Here is a 14774-nt window from a genome sequence, read left to right on the forward strand (position 1 = left end):
CCTAAGGTAGCGAAATTCCTTGGCGGGTAAGTTCCGTCCCGCACGAAAAGCGTAACGATTTGGGCGCTGTCTCAACAACAGACTCGGTGAAATCAAGCTGCCGGTGAAAACGCCGGCTACCCGCGATTAGACGAAAAGACCCCATGGAGCTTCACTGTAACTTGATATTGGAACTGGGTGTAAGATGTACAGGATAGGTAGGAGACTTGGAAGTTGGTACGCTAGTATCGATGGAGTCAGCGTTGGGATACTACCCTTCGTGCATCTAGTTTCTAACTCGCCAGAGTGGATCTGGGAGGACAGTGTCTGGTGGGCAGTTTGACTGGGGCGGTCGCCTCCCAAAGAGTAACGGAGGCGCTCGAAGGTTCCCTCAGAATGGTTGGAAATCATTCTAAAGAGTGTAATGGCAGAAGGGAGCTTGACTGCGAGACCAACAAGTCGAGCAGGGACGAAAGTCGGACATAGTGATCTTACGGTACCGAATGGAAGGGCCGTGACTCAACGGATAAAAGTTACCCTGGGGATAACAGGCTTATCGCTTCCAAGCGTTCACAGCGACGAAGCGGTTTGGCACCTCGATGTCGGCTCGTCGCATCCTGGAGCTGGAGTAGGTTCCAAGGGTTGGGCTGTTCGCCCATTAAAGCGGCACGCGAGCTGGGTTCAGAACGTCGTGAGACAGTTCGGTCTCTATCTGTCGTGGGCGTTGGAAATTTGAAGGGAGCTGTCCTTAGTATGAGAAGACCGGGATGGACGCACCTCTGGTGCACCAGTTGGCCAGCCTTGGCCACAGCTGGGTAGCTATGTGCGGAAGGGATAAACGCTGAAAGCATCTAAGCGTGAAGCCCCCCTTAAGATGAGATTTCCCAATTAGTAAGACCCCTTATAGACGATGAGGTTGATAGGCTAGGTGTGTAAGCACAGCGATGTGTTGAGCTAACTAGTACTAATAGGTCGAGGACTTAACCTTTATAAAAAATATTAAACCTTAAACATCATTTATCTAGTTTTGAGAGTTTTGTCTGGTGACGATGGCGAAGTGGATCCACCTGTTCCCATCCCGAACACAGAAGTTAAGCACTTCAGCGCCGAAAATAGTTAATACAAATAGCGAAGATAGGTCGTTGCCAGGCAAATTATCTCATGAATGGAGACTTAGCTCAGCTGGGAGAGCATCTGCCTTACAAGCAGAGGGTCGGCGGTTCGATCCCGTCAGTCTCCACCACTCGTATATCTTTGAAATCATGTGCCGAAATAGCTCAACTGGCAGAGCAACTGATTTGTAATCAGTAGGTTGCGGGTTCAATTCCTGTTTTCGGCACCATTCTTTTATGTCCCGTTAGCTCAGTCGGTAGAGCACTTGACTTTTAATCAAGGTGTCAATGGTTCGATTCCATTACGGGACACCATTTAAATGCCCGGGTGGTGAAATCGGTAAACACGCAGGACTTAAAATCCTGTGAGTGAAAACTCTTGTCGGTTCAAGTCCGACCCCGGGCACCATATTTATTAAGATTCGGGGCTTTAGCTCAGCTGGGAGAGCGCCTGCTTTGCACGCAGGAGGTCAGCGGTTCGATCCCGCTAAGCTCCACCAATTCAATTAACATCAAATGGATTTCCATTGGATTCAACCACATATGGCGGTGTAGCTCAGCTGGCTAGAGCGTGCGGTTCATACCCGCAAGGTCGAGGGTTCAAGCCCCCCCGCCGCTACCAAAATTGGACCCGTAGCTCAGTTGGTTAGAGCTACCGGCTCATAACCGGTCGGTCGTTGGTTCGAGTCCAACCGGGTCCACCACCAAAGAACCCTAATTAAACGCTGTACGAAACACGGAGGAATACCCAAGAGGCTGAAGGGATCGGTCTTGAAAACCGACAGGGTGTAAAAGCCGCGGGGGTTCAAATCCCTCTTCCTCCGCCATTTCTAATATACCGCGGGATAGAGCAGTCTGGTAGCTCGTCGGGCTCATAACCCGAAGGTCGATGGTTCAAATCCATCTCCCGCAACCAAATAATTTAACGGTCCAGTGGTGTAGTGGTTAACATATCTGCCTGTCACGCAGGGGATCGCGGGTTCGAGTCCCGTCTGGACCGCCACTTAATAGGCTCTGTAGCTCAGTTGGTAGAGCAGTGGCCTGAAGAGCCTCGTGTCGGCGGTTCAATTCCGTCCGGAGCCACCACTTAAGTCTATTAAGAAGCCCAGTTTATACTGGGCTGTTTTTTTTATCTATAATAAGGTATAATAAAACTTACTTGAAAAAAGGGGTGAAAAAATGAGATTACTTGGAAATTTAGTTTGGTTTATTTTTGGAGGATTTTTTGCTGCGATAGTTTGGTTTTTAGCAGGGCTCATACTATGTATAACTATAATAGGTATTCCGTTAGGATTACAAATGTTTAAATTTTCTGGTTTAATGTTATGGCCAATGGGAAAAGAAGTATTTATTAATTTTGATAAACATCCAATATTAAATATTTTATGGTTAATCTTTTTCGGTTGGGAAACAGCAATTGGTTATTTAATTATAACTGCTTTCTTTTTTATAACAATTATAGGTATTCCATGGGGATTACAATGGTTTAAATTAACACGTTTAGCTTTATTTCCTTTCGGAGCTACTGTTCAATAATATATTTTGAGGTGATAAAATGAAAATTGCTTGGTTAGGTACAGGCATTATGGGTGCTCCAATGGCACGTCATATTGCTCTTGGTGGATATGAAGTTCATGTATATAATAGAACATATGAAAAAGCTTTAAAATTACAAGACGTAGCTTTTGTACATGAATCATTAGGTATTTGGATTAGTGACATGGATGTTATTTTCACAATGTTAGGCTATCCAAAAGATGTTGAAGAAGTAACTAAAGAAGTTTTCAAATATGCTAAAAAAGATACGATTATAATTGATATGACAACATCAGATCCAAGAATTGCCATCAAATTATATGAATTAGGACAAAGACTTGGATTGCATCTATTAGATGCACCTGTAACTGGTAGTCAAGATGGTGCAATTCATCAAACCTTATCAATTATGGTTGGTGGAGAACAGGAGATATTTAATCAAATGATGCCAATATTTAGTTTGCTTGGTAAAACAATTACTTATATGGGTAAAGCCGGTAATGGACAACTCACTAAATTATCAAATCAATTAGCTATTGCTGGGGCATTGAGTGGTGTTGTTGAAGCGTTTTATTTTGCTACATTAAAAGGATTAGATTTAGAAAAAGTTTATCAAGTTTTAAATGGCGGTAGTGCACAAAGTCAACAACTTAAAATCAATGGGTTAAAGATGATACAAAAAAATTACGAACCAGGGTTTTATGTTAAACATTTTTTAAAAGATCTTCGTTTAGCAAAAGAATCATTAGGAAAAGATCTCCATATAGCAAACAAAGTGATTCATATGCTTGAGACATTGGTTGAAAAAGGGTATGAAAATTTAGGGACACAAAGTTTAATTTTATATTATTTAGATTCATTAGTAACTATTGAATAAATTACATAAAATTGGTAAAATATCAATTGTGGTCCAGTGGTGTAGTGGTTAACATATCTGCCTGTCACGCAGGGGATCGCGGGTTCGAGTCCCGTCTGGACCGCCACTTTTTACCTTGCAAAGCATAATAACCATCCAATATGGATGGTTTTTAATTGGTTTAATATGTTAAAATGAAATTATATAATCCAAAATAGTGAAAAAGTTATAATAAATTACTTAAAAATTATAGATTTTATAGTATTTTTGCAGATTTACCTATAGAATAATGTATGGTAAGTGCTTTTTTATATCATAATATGTTACACTTATAATAAATACTTTGATTATCAAACTATTTATCATTTAAAGGGAGAAAACATATTATGAATAAAATTAAAATACTTATCACATCAACATCTGGTGTGGATTATTATGAAGCAAAAGATGATTTTAAGGTTGCACGTTTAACTGTATCATTTGATCAAAAAGAATATGTGGATTATGAAGAAATAAAAGCTGAAGACTTTTATCAACTTATGTTATCAAAGCCAAATGCTGATATACATACTTCGCAAGTTTCAACAGGTATGTTTCAACAACTTTATGAAGAAATAAAAGCTGAAGGTTATGATAGTGTATTAGTCATTACAATTTCATCAAAATTAAGTGGTACATATCAAAGTGCGATGATTGCTAAAGATATGGTTGAAGGAATAGATGTTCGTGTGTTTGATTCTAAAAGTGTATCTTATGGTGAATTAGCATTAGCAATAAAAGCAAAAGAACTTATTGATGAAGGTAAATCTTTAGATGAAGTCATTTACAATTTAGAACGTGTTAGAGATAAAACAAATATTTATGTGTTAGTTGATACGCTTAAATATTTAGTTAAAAACGGTCGTCTATCAGCAACAAGTGGTTTACTCGGTATGTTACTAAAAATAAAACCATTATTAAAAATAGAACAAGATGGATCATTAAAACCACACGAAAAAATACGCACTTCAAGTAAAGCTCAAAAACGTATTTTAGAAATAGTATTATCTGAAACAGAAAATAAAAAAGCAGATTACTTTATTGCATATACAACTAACGAATCATTAGCTTATTATTTTAGAGATGAAATTTTAAAAGCAAGACCAAACGCTAAAGTGACATTGTATCCGTTAACACCTGTTGTTGGAGCTCATGCCGGACCTGGAACTTTAGGTATCGGTTATTCTTTACATTAAGGAGGAATATCATTGTTAACACCCAAAGAAATCATCAATCAATTATTAGTTGATGTATTTAATCAAATATTAAGCATCGAAGAAGCGACCCTTAAAGAACGAGGGGTTAAGTTGTCTATGACTGAAGTACATGTTTTAGAGGCTATTCGTGATACAAAAATACCTACAATGGGCGAAGTTGCAAGAAAGCTTAGAGTTACTTTAGGCACTTTAACAACCTCAGTAAATATATTAGTTCGTAAGAAATTTGTTTATCGCTACTCAGATGATAAAGATCGTCGCAAAGTATATCTAAAACTAACGGATAGTGCGATTGAAGTACTTAAAATACACGATCAATTCCATGATGAAATGATTGAAGCGGTGTTTAAAGATTTAGAATTAGATAAAGATGTTATTCTTTTAAAATCACTTGAAAACATCATGAATTACTTTAAAGAAAAATACTAAAAAAAGAATTTTTAACCAAATTCTTTTTTTATTTTTCATGAAATTGTAACATTAAATAAAATTTATGAAGTTATAAATTGTATCTATATAAATATGGCAAATTTGTCGTAAAAAAACCATAATATGAGTTAAAAATTTATAAATTCAATCTAAAAAACATTCATTTTTAATAAAAAAACACAAGAAAACATCATTTTTTTATAAAAAGTAAAAGAAACTTTATAAAATTTGGAATAATCATAAAAAAGATCTCTAAATATATAATATTTAGTATAAAAATAAGCGAAAAATGTTGCATTAAAATATGTTTTCTAATATAATATAAGGGCTTGCGTATATACAAGTAAAGCGTTGATCTGGGAGGTTGTTGATACACGGACTGCCGTTGTCGATGTATCGGGTTTTCTCAGGGAGTAAATGTCTATGCAAGGATTATAGGCGAAAGGAGATTTAACAATGGCAAAAGAAATCATTAAAATCAGTTTAAAGGCTTATGATCATCGTTTAATTGATCAAGCTGCAAAGAAAATTGTTGAAAGTGTTGAAAAGACTGGGGCTCAAGTTTTAGGTCCAATTCCACTTCCAACTAAGAAAGAAGTCTTCACTGTGTTAAGAAGTCCTCACGTTAACAAAGATTCACGTGAACAATTTGAAAGAAGAACACACAAGAGACTTATCCAAATCATCGAACCAAATTCAAAAACAATCGATGCATTAATGAGAATTGATTTACCATCTGGTATTGATATTGTTTTAAAGAAATAAAGAAAATTAAAAAGAAAGAGGAATAACAATGGCCAAAGGAATCTTAGGTAGAAAAATTGGAATGACTCAAGTTTTCGATGAAAACGGAACACTCATTCCAGTCACTGTCATTTCCGTTGAAAACAACGTAGTGTTACAACAAAAGACTGTTGAAACAGACGGATACGTTGCAACTCAATTAGGATTTGAAGACAAACGTGACAAATTAAGTAACAAGCCTGAAATGGGGCATGTGAAAAAAGCTAATACAGCACCTAAGCGCTTCGTTAGAGAAATCAGATTTGAAGCACTAGAAAATGAATTAGCAAATTTAGAAGTGGGAGCATCTGTAAAAGCGGATTTATTCCAAGTTGGAGAAATCGTTGATGTTACAGGTACTTCAAAAGGTAAAGGATACGCTGGTGCTATTAAGAGACATAATCAATCACGCGGACCTATGGGTCACGGTTCTGGATACCACCGCGGTGCCGGTTCAATGGGTGCTATCAAAGGCAACATGAAAGGTAAAAACATGGCTGGTCAATTAGGTTTTGAAAAAGTAACTATCCAAAACCTAAAAGTTGTGATGGTTGATCCAGAAAAAGAAGTCATCTTAGTTTCTGGTTCAGTACCTGGACCAAATAAAGGTTATGTAATTGTAAAGACATCAGTAAAGAAAGGTAACTAAGGGAAAGAACTATGCCAAAAGTAAATTTATTTAATCAAGCTGGTGAAATTATTTCTGAAGTTGCTTTAAATGATGCAATCTTTGGAATTACACCAAACCAACAAGTTATTTATGACGTAGTTAATGCTCAATTAGCTGCATTACGTCAAGGAACACACAAGGTTAAAAACCGTTCAGAAGTTAGAGGTGGTGGTAAAAAACCTTGGAGACAAAAAGGTACAGGTAGAGCACGTCAAGGTTCAATCCGTTCACCACAATGGAGAGGTGGAGGCGTTGTCTTCGGTCCAACTCCAAGAAGTTATGCTGTTAAAGTTAATAAGAAAGTTAAACAATTAGCTTTAAAGAGTGCATTATCACACCACGTATTAAACAATCAACTCATCTTATTAGATGGTATTAAATTAGAACAACCAAAAACTAAATTATTTGTTGAAGTAATCAACAACTTAAAATTAGAAGGAAAAACTTTAGTATTAGGAACAAACTTTGAAGATAACGTTGTTTTAGCTTCAAATAACATTCCAAATGCAGAAGTTAGATTAGCATCACAAGTTTCAGTATACGAAATCTTAAAATTCAAGAATGTCGTATTATTACAAGATGCTGTCAACTACTTTGAGGAGGTATTAGGCTAATGGCTAAGACAATTGAAACTAAATACTATGATGTAATCTTAAGTCCAATTATTACTGAAAACTCAATGAAGTTAGTTGAAGAAGCAAATAGATATACATTCAAAGTTGCAAAGACTGCAAATAAAGTTGAAATCAAAAAAGCGGTTGAAGCAATCTTCGATGTAACTGTATTAAATGTTCATACAATTACAGTTAGCCCAAAAGCTAAACGTGTAGGTCGTTATGAAGGTTTCAAATCAGGATACAAAAAAGCTATCGTCCAATTAAAAGAAGGCGATAAGATTGCTGCATTTGCAATTTAATAAAAAAGTGAAAGATATAGGAGATTTAACTTATGGCAGTTAAAATTTATAAGAGAACGACAAATGGTCGTCGTAACATGAGTGTTTTAACATTCGATGAAATTACAACATCTACTCCTGAAAAATCACTACTTGCGCCAATTATTAAAACCGGTGGTCGTAATAACCAAGGTAAAATTACTGTGCGTCATATCGGTGGTGGGGTAAAGAGAAAATATCGTATCATCGATTTCAAACGTGATAAATTTGATATTCCTGGTCGTGTTGCAACAATTGAATATGATCCAAACAGATCAGCGAACATTGCACTCATTAATTATTTAGATGGTGAAAAGAGATATATCTTAGCACCTAAAGGATTAACAGTTGGACTAGAAGTTATTTCTGGTGACAATGTTGACATTAAAGTTGGTAACTCATTACCAATCGCAAACATTCCAGTTGGTACATTAGTACATAACGTTGAATTACACCCAGGTAAAGGTGGACAATTAGCAAGAAGTGCTGGTACATCTGCTCAAATCTTAGGTCGTGAAGATAAATATGTATTAATTCGCTTACAATCAGGTGAAGTTCGTAAAGTGTTAGGAACTTGCCGTGCAACTGTTGGTGTTGTAGGTAATGAATCACATGAGTTAGTAAGAATTGGTAAAGCTGGTAGAACTCGTTTATTAGGTATTCGCCCAACTGTTCGTGGTTCTGTTATGAACCCAGTTGATCACCCACACGGTGGTGGTGAAGGTAGACAACCTATCGGTAGAAAATCACCAATGACTCCATGGGGCAAGAAAGCTTATGGAATTAAGACTCGTGATACTAAGAAAGCGTCTAACAAATTAATCGTAAGACGTAGAAACGGATAAGGAGGAAAAATAATGGCACGTTCACTTAAAAAAGGTCCTTTTGCAGATTACCATCTCTTAGAGAAAATTGCAAAACAAAAAAATACAACTGACAAGAAAGTCATTCAAACTTGGAGCCGTCGTTCTACTATTTTCCCAGAATTTATCGGTTTCACAATTGCGGTCTATAATGGACGCGAACATGTTCCAGTTTATATCACAGAAGATATGGTTGGACATAAACTTGGTGAGTTTGCTCCTACGCGTACTTACTACGGACACAAAAAAGAAGATAAGAAAGTTTCTAAGAAATAGGGAGTGTGAATCATGGAAGCTAAAGCAATTGCAAGAACTGTGAGAATCGCTCCTAGAAAAGCGAGACTCGTTATTGATTTAATTCGCGGTAAAAACGTTAAAGAAGCTAAAGCTATCTTAATGTTTACACCAAAAGCAGGGTCACCAATTATTTCTAAAGTATTAGACTCTGCAGTTGCAAACGCAACAAACAATTTAAGCATGAATGAAGAAAAATTATATGTTAAAGAAGCATATGTAAACGAATCAGTGACAATGAAGAGAATGATGCCTAGAGCTAAAGGTTCAGGGTACGTTATCAATAAGAGAACATCACATATCACTGTAGTGGTTGCGGAAAGGGAGTAAAGACATGGGACAAAAGACAAATCCAAATGGCTTACGATTAGGTATAATTCGTACTTGGGAATCTAAATGGTATGCAAATCCTAAAGACGTACCTATGTTAGTCAAAGAAGATGCTTTAATTCGTGAGTATCTCCAAAGTACTTTCAAAAAAGCAGGTGTTGCTCAAATTGAAATCGAACGTATCAAGGCTAAAAATAAAGATCGTGTTACAATTCGTCTTCATGTAGCTAAACCTGGTATCGCTTTAGGCAAAGAAGGCGCAACTAAAAATGAAGCTGTTTCAACTTTAGAATATTTAACTAAGAAAGAAATCGTATTAAATATTATTGAAGTTAAGAGACCTGAAAAAGTTGCTGCATTAGTTGCTCAAAGCATCGCAGAACAATTAGAACAACGTGCGTCATTTAGACGTGCTCAAAAAATGGCTATTCAAAGAGCATTAAAAGCTGGTGTTAAAGGTATCAAAACTTCAGTATCTGGCCGTTTAGGCGGAGCTGAAATTGCACGTAGCGAAGGATACTCTGAAGGTAGAGTTCCATTACATACATTAAGAGCTGATGTTGATTATGCTACAGCTGAAGCATCAACAACTTACGGTATCTTAGGTGTTAAAGTATGGATCTATCATGGCGAAGTATTACCTGGACAATCAATTCTTGATACAAGAAAACCTTTTGAACAAGATCAAAAGAGAGGGGATAGAAGACGTGCTAAACAATCCCCAAAAAATAACAAGGAGGACTAATGACCTATGTTAATGCCTAAAAGAACTAAATATCGTCGTCCTCATCGTGTAAGTTACGAAGGAAAAGCTAAAGGTAGAAACGAAATCGTTAACGGCGAATTCGCTTTAGTTGCAAAAGAAGGCGCTTGGGTTAATGCTAGACAAATCGAAGCAGCTCGTATTGCAATGACTCGTCATATGAAACGTGTTGGTAAAGTATGGATCAACATCTTCCCACACTTAGCAAAAACTAAAAAACCTCTTGAAGTTCGTATGGGATCCGGTAAAGGTGCTCCAGACTCATGGGTTGCGGTAGTTAAAAACGGAAAAATTATGTTTGAAATTGCAGGTGTTTCAGAAGAAGTTGCTGTTGAAGCTTTAAGATTAGCATCTCATAAGCTTCCAGTCAAAACTAAAATTGTAAGAAAGGGTGAAGAAGCGTGAATACAGCTGAAATTAGAAATTTAAAAACTCCAGAAATTGAAAAGAAAATTGCTGAATTAAAAGCTGAACTGTTTAACTTACGCTTTCAACTCGCAGTAGGACAATTAGAAAACACAGCACAAATCAAAAAGGTTAAGAAAACAATCGCTCGTATGAAAACAATTCTTGCTGAGCGAGGCAATCAATAAGGGAGGATATGACGATGGAAAGAGTAAATAATAAAAAAGTTTATACTGGAAAAGTCGTATCCGACAAAATGGATAAGACAATTACCGTTTTAGTAGAAACATACAAAACTCATAGCCTATATGGTAAGAGAGTAAAACAATCTAAAAAATTCTACGCTCATGATGAAAACAATGATGCTAAAGTTGGCGACATTGTAACAATTATTGAGTCAAGACCAACATCTAAATTAAAACGTTTCCGTTTATTAGAAGTTGTTCAAAAAGTGGAAGAAATTGTATAGAGGGGCGGAATTAGAATATGATACAGCAAGAATCAAGATTAGTCGTTGCTGACAATTCAGGTGCACGTGAAGTTCTAGTTATTAGAGTTTTAGGTGGTACCCGTCGCCGTTATGCAAATATTGGTGATATTGTCACTGTAACAGTTAAAAAAGCAAGCCCAACAGGCATCGTTAAAAAAGGTGATGTTGTCAAAGCAGTTATTGTTAGAACTAAACAAGGTGTTAGAAGACCAGATGGTTCATTAATTAAATTTGACGACAACGCAGTTGTAATCATCAAAGATGATTTAAACCCAAGAGGTACTCGTATCTTTGGTCCAGTCGCAAGAGAATTAAGAGATAAAAACTTTATGAAGATTTTATCACTTGCGCCTGAAGTATTGTAAGGAGGTGGCCAACATATGAAAATCAAAACTGGAGACACAGTTGTAGTGATTGCTGGTCGCGATCAATTTACAGTCGATAAAAAAGGTGTCAAAACTCGAAAAACTGGCCGTGTATTAAAAGTATTACATGATGAAAATAAAGTTATCGTTGAAGGTGTTAACATGGTTAAGAAACATGAAAGACCTAAAACACAAAACGATAAAGGCGGTATTGTTGAAGTACCTGCTCCAATTCATGTATCAAATGTAGCTATTTTAGATCCAAAAACAAACAAACCTACTCGCGTTGGTTACCGTATTGAAAATGGTGTTAAAGTTCGCTACGCTAAAAAATCAGGAAGTCTATTAGACAAAGTTGAAAAAACTAAGAAAGAAAATAAAAAGGAAGGAGCTAAAGCATGAGTAACTTTAAAGAATTATACCAAGCAACAATCGTACCTAAACTCATGGAAGAATTTAAATACGATTCTGTAATGGAAGCTCCTAAAATTGAAAAGATTGTCGTAAATATGGGTGTAGGTGACGCAGTTGCTAACTCTAAATTATTAGATGCAGCAGTTGAAGAACTAACAGCGTTCACTGGTCAAAAACCTGTCGTTACAAAAGCGAAGAAATCTATTTCAAACTTCAAACTTCGTGAAGGACAAGCTATTGGTGCTAAAGTCACTTTACGTGGTGAACGTATGTATTACTTTTTAGAAAAATTAGTTTCAGTTGCATTACCACGTGTACGTGACTTCCGTGGGGTTTCAAAAGATGCATTTGATGGTCGTGGTAACTATACATTAGGTGTTAAAGAACAAATCATCTTCCCAGAAATCAATATTGACAAAGTTAACAAAGTTCGTGGTATGGACATTATCATTGTAACAACAGCGAAAACCGATGAAGAAGCAAAGAGCCTTCTTACACACTTTGGTTTTCCGTTTAAGAAGTAAGGAGACGATCCCATGGCTAAAAAATCAAAAATTGCAAAAGATAAAAAGCAACGTCAATTAGTTGCATTATATGCTGAAAAAAGACGTCAACTCAAAGAAGCGGGAGATTACGAAGGCTTATCTAAACTACCTAGAAATGCTTCTCCAGTAAGACTTAAAAATAGAGACGCTCTTGACGGTAGACCAAGAGGATATATGAGAAAATTCGGAATTTCTCGTATTACATTCAGAGAGCTTGCACACAAAGGTGAAATTCCTGGTGTCAAGAAAGCAAGCTGGTAGGAAGGAGAAGAACTATGGTTATGACAGATCCAATTGCGGACTTACTAACACGTATCCGTAACGCAAATAAAGAACGTCTTCCTAAAATTGAGGTTCCTGCATCAAAGATTAAAGTAGAAATCTTATCAGTTTTAAAACGTGAAGGCTACATTAAAGATTTTGCTGTAACTAACGATAAATTTTCAAAAATCGTTGTTACATTAAAATATACAGAAAACAATGAACGTGTTATCAAAGGTTTAAAGAGAATATCAAAACCAGGTCTTCGTGTTTATGCTTCCTTAGATAAATTACCTAAAGTTTTAAATGGTTTAGGAATTGCATTAATTTCTACATCAAAAGGTATCTTAACTGATAGAGAAGCACGTTTACAACAAGTCGGTGGCGAAGTACTCGCTTACGTATGGTAATAAGGAGGGAATAAAATTATGAGCCGTATAGGTAATAAATCAATTTTAGTTCCTTCAGGAGTTACTGTAACAATCAGCGATGCAAACATCGTCACAGTAAAAGGACCTAAAGGAACTTTAGAACAACAATTCAATGAAGTTTTAGATATCAAACTTGAAGACAATCAAATTGTCGTTAAGAGACCTGATAACGAAATCTTTACAAGAAAAATCCATGGTACAACTCGTGCATTATTACAAAATATGATCACAGGTGTTACTGAAGGGTTCAAAAAACAATTAGAAATCCGTGGGGTTGGTTATAGAGCACAACTTCAAGGTAAAAAGTTAGTATTACAATTAGGTTTTTCACATAACGTAGAAGTTGAAATTCCTGCAAATATTAACGTTGAAGTACCAAAAAATACTGATATTATTATTTCAGGTATTGACAAAGCAGCTGTTGGTCAATTTGCTGCTGAAATTAGAGCGTTCAAGAAACCAGAACCTTATAAAGGAAAAGGTATTCGTTATGTTGACGAATTCGTATTCCGTAAGGCTGGTAAGACTGCTAAGTAAGGAGTATAACGTATGATTAAGAAAATTTCTTCAAACGAATCAAGACAAAAACGTCACTTACGTATCAGAAAACATGTAGTTGGTACTAGCGAACGTCCTCGCTTAAATGTATTCCGCTCTAATACAGGTTTATATGTACAAATTATTGATGACCAAGCTGGCCACACACTCGTAAGTGCAAGCACTAAAGAATTAAAATTAGGTAAAAACCTTGAAGCCGCAGAAAGCCTTGGAAAATTAGTTGCTGAAAAAGCATTAAAACAAGGCATTACAAAAGTTGTCTTCGATCGTGGTGGTTATTTATACCATGGACGTATCAAGGCATTAGCTGATGCAGCAAGAGCTGCTGGCTTAGAGTTTTAAGGAAAGGAGTCTATCATGGCAGAAAAAGTATTTGAAAAACAAGAAGAAATGGCTTTTGAAGAAAAAGTTGTTGCTTTAAACCGTGTTACTAAAGTTGTTAAAGGTGGACGTCGTTTCCGTTTTGCGGCACTCGTAGTTGTTGGTAATAAACAAGGTTTAGTTGGATTTGGAACAGGTAAAGCATCCGAAGTTCCTGATGCAATTAAAAAAGCAGTAGAAAATGCTAAAAAGAATTTAATTCAAGTTCCAATCGTAGGACAAACAATTCCTCACGAAATCGTTGGACAATTCGGAGCTGGACAAATCGTTATGAAACCAGCTTCAGCCGGTACTGGGGTTAAAGCAGGTGGTGCTTCTCGTATCATCTTCGAATTAGCCGGTATCAATGACATCTTATCTAAAAACTTAGGTTCAAGAACAGCAATTAATGTTGTGCGTGCAACATTTGCTGGATTAAAAGAACTAAGAACTACTGAACAAGTTGCTAAAGTTCGTGGTGTATCATTAGAAAACGTGGTGTAAAAATATGGCAGTACAAATTACATTAAAAAAATCATTAATTGGTCGTCGTCCTAACCAAATTAAGACTGCACACGCATTAGGTCTTAAAAAAATTGGACAATCAGTTGTTAAAGAACAAAATGATGCAATCAACGGGATGATCCAAACTATCCAACATCTTGTTGAAGTAAAAGAAATTTAAGGAGGCCTGACATTATGATTTTAAGTAACTTAAAACCAGTGCCTGGTGCAAGAACTAACAGAAAACGTATTGGTCGTGGTCCTGGTAGTGGCACAGGTAAAACTGCAGGTAAAGGTCATAAAGGCCAAAATGCGAGATCAGGTGGAGGTGTTCGCCCTGGATTTGAAGGGGGACAAATTCCATTCTTCCAACGCATTCCAAAACGTGGATTCACAAATCATACACGTAAAGAGTATATTGTTGTTAATGTTGGTAGTTTAAATGACTTTGAAGACGGATCAGTAATTACTCCTGAAGTATTATTAGCAAATGGAATTATCTCTAAAGTTTTATCAGGCGTTAAGATTTTAGGGCAAGGCGAGTTAACTAAAAAATTAACAATCAAGGCTCATAAATTCTCAGAAAGTGCCATAAAAGCAATTGAAAAAGCTGGTGGAACAATAGAGGTGATCTAA

25 protein-coding genes, 12 tRNA genes and 2 rRNA genes are annotated in these 14774 nt (G+C 36.4%); all 39 read left to right on the top strand.

Going from position 1 to position 14774, the window contains the following annotated elements; translation table 11 throughout:
• Window positions 1-967 (top strand): 23S ribosomal RNA (locus T434_RS0105085); the annotation flags it as partial.
• Between the two features lie 51 nt (window positions 968-1018).
• A 5S ribosomal RNA gene (rrf, locus tag T434_RS0105090) occupies window positions 1019-1130 on the top strand.
• 16 nt (window positions 1131-1146) lie between these two features.
• Window positions 1147-1222 (top strand) — tRNA-Val (locus T434_RS0105095).
• 23 nt (window positions 1223-1245) lie between these two features.
• Window positions 1246-1321, top strand: a tRNA-Thr gene (locus T434_RS0105100).
• 9 nt (window positions 1322-1330) lie between these two features.
• Window positions 1331-1406: transfer RNA gene (locus tag T434_RS0105105), tRNA-Lys, on the top strand.
• Window positions 1407-1413: 7 nt separating this feature from the next.
• Window positions 1414-1500: transfer RNA gene (locus T434_RS0105110), tRNA-Leu, on the top strand.
• 15 nt (window positions 1501-1515) lie between these two features.
• Window positions 1516-1591, top strand: a tRNA-Ala gene (locus T434_RS0105115).
• Between the two features lie 45 nt (window positions 1592-1636).
• Window positions 1637-1713: transfer RNA gene (locus T434_RS0105120), tRNA-Met, on the top strand.
• A gap of 5 nt (window positions 1714-1718) precedes the next feature.
• Window positions 1719-1795, top strand: a tRNA-Ile gene (locus T434_RS0105125).
• Window positions 1796-1829: 34 nt separating this feature from the next.
• A tRNA-Ser gene (locus T434_RS0105130) sits at window positions 1830-1918 on the top strand.
• A 12-nt stretch (window positions 1919-1930) separates the two neighbouring features.
• Window positions 1931-2007: transfer RNA gene (locus tag T434_RS0105135), tRNA-Met, on the top strand.
• A gap of 11 nt (window positions 2008-2018) precedes the next feature.
• Window positions 2019-2094: transfer RNA gene (locus T434_RS0105140), tRNA-Asp, on the top strand.
• A gap of 7 nt (window positions 2095-2101) precedes the next feature.
• Window positions 2102-2177, top strand: a tRNA-Phe gene (locus tag T434_RS0105145).
• Window positions 2178-2270: 93 nt separating this feature from the next.
• Window positions 2271-2627, top strand: a complete 357-nt coding sequence (locus T434_RS0105150; RefSeq protein ID WP_026400177.1) for a YccF domain-containing protein — start codon at window positions 2271-2273, stop codon at window positions 2625-2627.
• Between the two features lie 19 nt (window positions 2628-2646).
• Entirely contained in the window at window positions 2647-3504 is an 858-nt protein-coding gene (locus tag T434_RS0105155; protein ID WP_026400178.1) for an NAD(P)-dependent oxidoreductase, read from the top strand.
• A 30-nt stretch (window positions 3505-3534) separates the two neighbouring features.
• A tRNA-Asp gene (locus T434_RS0105160) sits at window positions 3535-3610 on the top strand.
• 259 nt (window positions 3611-3869) lie between these two features.
• Window positions 3870-4718, top strand: coding sequence for a DegV family protein (locus T434_RS0105165; RefSeq protein ID WP_026400179.1), 849 nt, complete (start codon window positions 3870-3872; stop codon window positions 4716-4718).
• Between the two features lie 12 nt (window positions 4719-4730).
• Window positions 4731-5168 carry a MarR family winged helix-turn-helix transcriptional regulator gene (locus tag T434_RS0105170; RefSeq protein ID WP_035358482.1) on the top strand — a complete coding sequence of 146 codons (438 nt, stop codon included), beginning with the start codon at window positions 4731-4733 and terminating at the stop codon, window positions 5166-5168.
• A 456-nt stretch (window positions 5169-5624) separates the two neighbouring features.
• Complete coding sequence (gene rpsJ / locus T434_RS0105175) at window positions 5625-5933, top strand: 30S ribosomal protein S10 (protein WP_026400181.1); 309 nt, start codon at window positions 5625-5627, stop codon at window positions 5931-5933.
• 28 nt (window positions 5934-5961) lie between these two features.
• A complete protein-coding gene (gene rplC / locus T434_RS0105180; RefSeq protein WP_026400182.1) occupies window positions 5962-6600 on the top strand; it encodes a 50S ribosomal protein L3 in 639 nt (212 codons plus the stop codon).
• Window positions 6601-6611: 11 nt separating this feature from the next.
• Window positions 6612-7235 carry a 50S ribosomal protein L4 gene (gene rplD, locus T434_RS0105185; protein ID WP_026400183.1) on the top strand — a complete coding sequence of 208 codons (624 nt, stop codon included), beginning with the start codon at window positions 6612-6614 and terminating at the stop codon, window positions 7233-7235.
• The gene (gene rplW / locus T434_RS0105190; RefSeq protein WP_026400184.1) at window positions 7235-7537 is read left to right on the top strand and encodes a 50S ribosomal protein L23; all 303 of its coding nucleotides are present in this window, start codon (window positions 7235-7237) and stop codon (window positions 7535-7537) included. The genes rplD and rplW overlap by 1 nt, the downstream gene beginning before the upstream one ends.
• 32 nt (window positions 7538-7569) lie before the next feature.
• Window positions 7570-8400 (top strand): 50S ribosomal protein L2, encoded by an 831-nt coding sequence (gene rplB / locus T434_RS0105195; protein WP_026400185.1) that lies wholly within the window; start codon window positions 7570-7572, stop codon window positions 8398-8400.
• Between the two features lie 12 nt (window positions 8401-8412).
• Window positions 8413-8694, top strand: coding sequence for a 30S ribosomal protein S19 (rpsS, locus tag T434_RS0105200; RefSeq protein WP_026400186.1), 282 nt, complete (start codon window positions 8413-8415; stop codon window positions 8692-8694).
• Between the two features lie 12 nt (window positions 8695-8706).
• A complete protein-coding gene (gene rplV, locus T434_RS0105205) occupies window positions 8707-9042 on the top strand; it encodes a 50S ribosomal protein L22 (protein ID WP_026400187.1) in 336 nt (111 codons plus the stop codon).
• A gap of 4 nt (window positions 9043-9046) precedes the next feature.
• A complete protein-coding gene (rpsC, locus tag T434_RS0105210) occupies window positions 9047-9787 on the top strand; it encodes a 30S ribosomal protein S3 (RefSeq protein ID WP_026400188.1) in 741 nt (246 codons plus the stop codon).
• Between the two features lie 6 nt (window positions 9788-9793).
• On the top strand, window positions 9794-10210 hold the full coding sequence (gene rplP, locus T434_RS0105215) for a 50S ribosomal protein L16 (RefSeq protein WP_162150754.1): 417 nt from the start codon (window positions 9794-9796) through the stop codon (window positions 10208-10210).
• Window positions 10207-10398 (top strand): 50S ribosomal protein L29, encoded by a 192-nt coding sequence (rpmC, locus tag T434_RS0105220; RefSeq protein WP_026400190.1) that lies wholly within the window; start codon window positions 10207-10209, stop codon window positions 10396-10398. The genes rplP and rpmC overlap by 4 nt, the downstream gene beginning before the upstream one ends.
• Window positions 10399-10412: 14 nt before the next feature.
• Window positions 10413-10679, top strand: coding sequence for a 30S ribosomal protein S17 (gene rpsQ / locus T434_RS0105225; protein WP_026400191.1), 267 nt, complete (start codon window positions 10413-10415; stop codon window positions 10677-10679).
• Window positions 10680-10696: 17 nt separating this feature from the next.
• On the top strand, window positions 10697-11065 hold the full coding sequence (gene rplN / locus T434_RS0105230) for a 50S ribosomal protein L14 (protein ID WP_026400192.1): 369 nt from the start codon (window positions 10697-10699) through the stop codon (window positions 11063-11065).
• A gap of 15 nt (window positions 11066-11080) precedes the next feature.
• Window positions 11081-11467 carry a 50S ribosomal protein L24 gene (gene rplX, locus T434_RS07110; protein WP_162150755.1) on the top strand — a complete coding sequence of 129 codons (387 nt, stop codon included), beginning with the start codon at window positions 11081-11083 and terminating at the stop codon, window positions 11465-11467.
• A complete protein-coding gene (gene rplE, locus T434_RS0105240; RefSeq protein WP_026400193.1) occupies window positions 11464-12003 on the top strand; it encodes a 50S ribosomal protein L5 in 540 nt (179 codons plus the stop codon). The genes rplX and rplE overlap by 4 nt, the downstream gene beginning before the upstream one ends.
• A 12-nt stretch (window positions 12004-12015) precedes the next feature.
• Complete coding sequence (gene rpsN / locus T434_RS0105245; RefSeq protein WP_026400194.1) at window positions 12016-12285, top strand: 30S ribosomal protein S14; 270 nt, start codon at window positions 12016-12018, stop codon at window positions 12283-12285.
• 14 nt (window positions 12286-12299) lie between these two features.
• Complete coding sequence (gene rpsH, locus T434_RS0105250) at window positions 12300-12695, top strand: 30S ribosomal protein S8 (RefSeq protein ID WP_026400195.1); 396 nt, start codon at window positions 12300-12302, stop codon at window positions 12693-12695.
• A gap of 18 nt (window positions 12696-12713) precedes the next feature.
• On the top strand, window positions 12714-13253 hold the full coding sequence (rplF, locus tag T434_RS0105255; RefSeq protein WP_026400196.1) for a 50S ribosomal protein L6: 540 nt from the start codon (window positions 12714-12716) through the stop codon (window positions 13251-13253).
• A 12-nt stretch (window positions 13254-13265) separates the two neighbouring features.
• A complete protein-coding gene (gene rplR / locus T434_RS0105260) occupies window positions 13266-13616 on the top strand; it encodes a 50S ribosomal protein L18 (protein WP_026400197.1) in 351 nt (116 codons plus the stop codon).
• Window positions 13617-13664: 48 nt separating this feature from the next.
• Entirely contained in the window at window positions 13665-14138 is a 474-nt protein-coding gene (rpsE, locus tag T434_RS0105265) for a 30S ribosomal protein S5 (RefSeq protein ID WP_281172691.1), read from the top strand.
• A 4-nt stretch (window positions 14139-14142) separates the two neighbouring features.
• The gene (rpmD, locus tag T434_RS0105270; RefSeq protein ID WP_026400199.1) at window positions 14143-14319 is read left to right on the top strand and encodes a 50S ribosomal protein L30; all 177 of its coding nucleotides are present in this window, start codon (window positions 14143-14145) and stop codon (window positions 14317-14319) included.
• A 14-nt stretch (window positions 14320-14333) separates the two neighbouring features.
• The gene (rplO, locus tag T434_RS0105275; protein ID WP_026400200.1) at window positions 14334-14774 is read left to right on the top strand and encodes a 50S ribosomal protein L15; all 441 of its coding nucleotides are present in this window, start codon (window positions 14334-14336) and stop codon (window positions 14772-14774) included.

It is taken from the genome of Acholeplasma equifetale ATCC 29724 (genome assembly GCF_000687735.1).
GTDB classification, from domain to species: domain Bacteria; phylum Bacillota_I; class Bacilli_A; order Acholeplasmatales; family Acholeplasmataceae; genus Acholeplasma; species Acholeplasma equifetale.

Excerpts from the sequence above, each read along its gene's own strand:
- rpmD (WP_026400199.1), top strand. The coding sequence starts at position 14,143 with ATGGCAGTACAAATTACATTAAAAAAATCATTAATTGGTCGTCGTCCT.
- rplN (WP_026400192.1), top strand. The coding sequence starts at position 10,697 with ATGATACAGCAAGAATCAAGATTAGTCGTTGCTGACAATTCAGGTGCA.
- rplC (WP_026400182.1), top strand. The coding sequence starts at position 5,962 with ATGGCCAAAGGAATCTTAGGTAGAAAAATTGGAATGACTCAAGTTTTC.
- rpsC (WP_026400188.1), top strand. The coding sequence starts at position 9,047 with ATGGGACAAAAGACAAATCCAAATGGCTTACGATTAGGTATAATTCGT.
- rplR (WP_026400197.1), top strand. The coding sequence starts at position 13,266 with ATGATTAAGAAAATTTCTTCAAACGAATCAAGACAAAAACGTCACTTA.
- T434_RS0105165 (WP_026400179.1), top strand. The coding sequence starts at position 3,870 with ATGAATAAAATTAAAATACTTATCACATCAACATCTGGTGTGGATTAT.
- rpsQ (WP_026400191.1), top strand. The coding sequence starts at position 10,413 with ATGGAAAGAGTAAATAATAAAAAAGTTTATACTGGAAAAGTCGTATCC.
- rpsS (WP_026400186.1), top strand. The coding sequence starts at position 8,413 with ATGGCACGTTCACTTAAAAAAGGTCCTTTTGCAGATTACCATCTCTTA.
- rpsH (WP_026400195.1), top strand. The coding sequence starts at position 12,300 with ATGGTTATGACAGATCCAATTGCGGACTTACTAACACGTATCCGTAAC.
- rplX (WP_162150755.1), top strand. The coding sequence starts at position 11,081 with ATGAAAATCAAAACTGGAGACACAGTTGTAGTGATTGCTGGTCGCGAT.
- rplV (WP_026400187.1), top strand. The coding sequence starts at position 8,707 with ATGGAAGCTAAAGCAATTGCAAGAACTGTGAGAATCGCTCCTAGAAAA.
- T434_RS0105155 (WP_026400178.1), top strand. The coding sequence starts at position 2,647 with ATGAAAATTGCTTGGTTAGGTACAGGCATTATGGGTGCTCCAATGGCA.
- T434_RS0105150 (WP_026400177.1), top strand. The coding sequence starts at position 2,271 with ATGAGATTACTTGGAAATTTAGTTTGGTTTATTTTTGGAGGATTTTTT.
- rplE (WP_026400193.1), top strand. The coding sequence starts at position 11,464 with ATGAGTAACTTTAAAGAATTATACCAAGCAACAATCGTACCTAAACTC.
- rpsE (WP_281172691.1), top strand. The coding sequence starts at position 13,665 with ATGGCTTTTGAAGAAAAAGTTGTTGCTTTAAACCGTGTTACTAAAGTT.
- rplD (WP_026400183.1), top strand. The coding sequence starts at position 6,612 with ATGCCAAAAGTAAATTTATTTAATCAAGCTGGTGAAATTATTTCTGAA.
- rplF (WP_026400196.1), top strand. The coding sequence starts at position 12,714 with ATGAGCCGTATAGGTAATAAATCAATTTTAGTTCCTTCAGGAGTTACT.
- rplO (WP_026400200.1), top strand. The coding sequence starts at position 14,334 with ATGATTTTAAGTAACTTAAAACCAGTGCCTGGTGCAAGAACTAACAGA.
- rplB (WP_026400185.1), top strand. The coding sequence starts at position 7,570 with ATGGCAGTTAAAATTTATAAGAGAACGACAAATGGTCGTCGTAACATG.
- rpsN (WP_026400194.1), top strand. The coding sequence starts at position 12,016 with ATGGCTAAAAAATCAAAAATTGCAAAAGATAAAAAGCAACGTCAATTA.
- rplW (WP_026400184.1), top strand. The coding sequence starts at position 7,235 with ATGGCTAAGACAATTGAAACTAAATACTATGATGTAATCTTAAGTCCA.
- rplP (WP_162150754.1), top strand. The coding sequence starts at position 9,794 with ATGTTAATGCCTAAAAGAACTAAATATCGTCGTCCTCATCGTGTAAGT.
- rpsJ (WP_026400181.1), top strand. The coding sequence starts at position 5,625 with ATGGCAAAAGAAATCATTAAAATCAGTTTAAAGGCTTATGATCATCGT.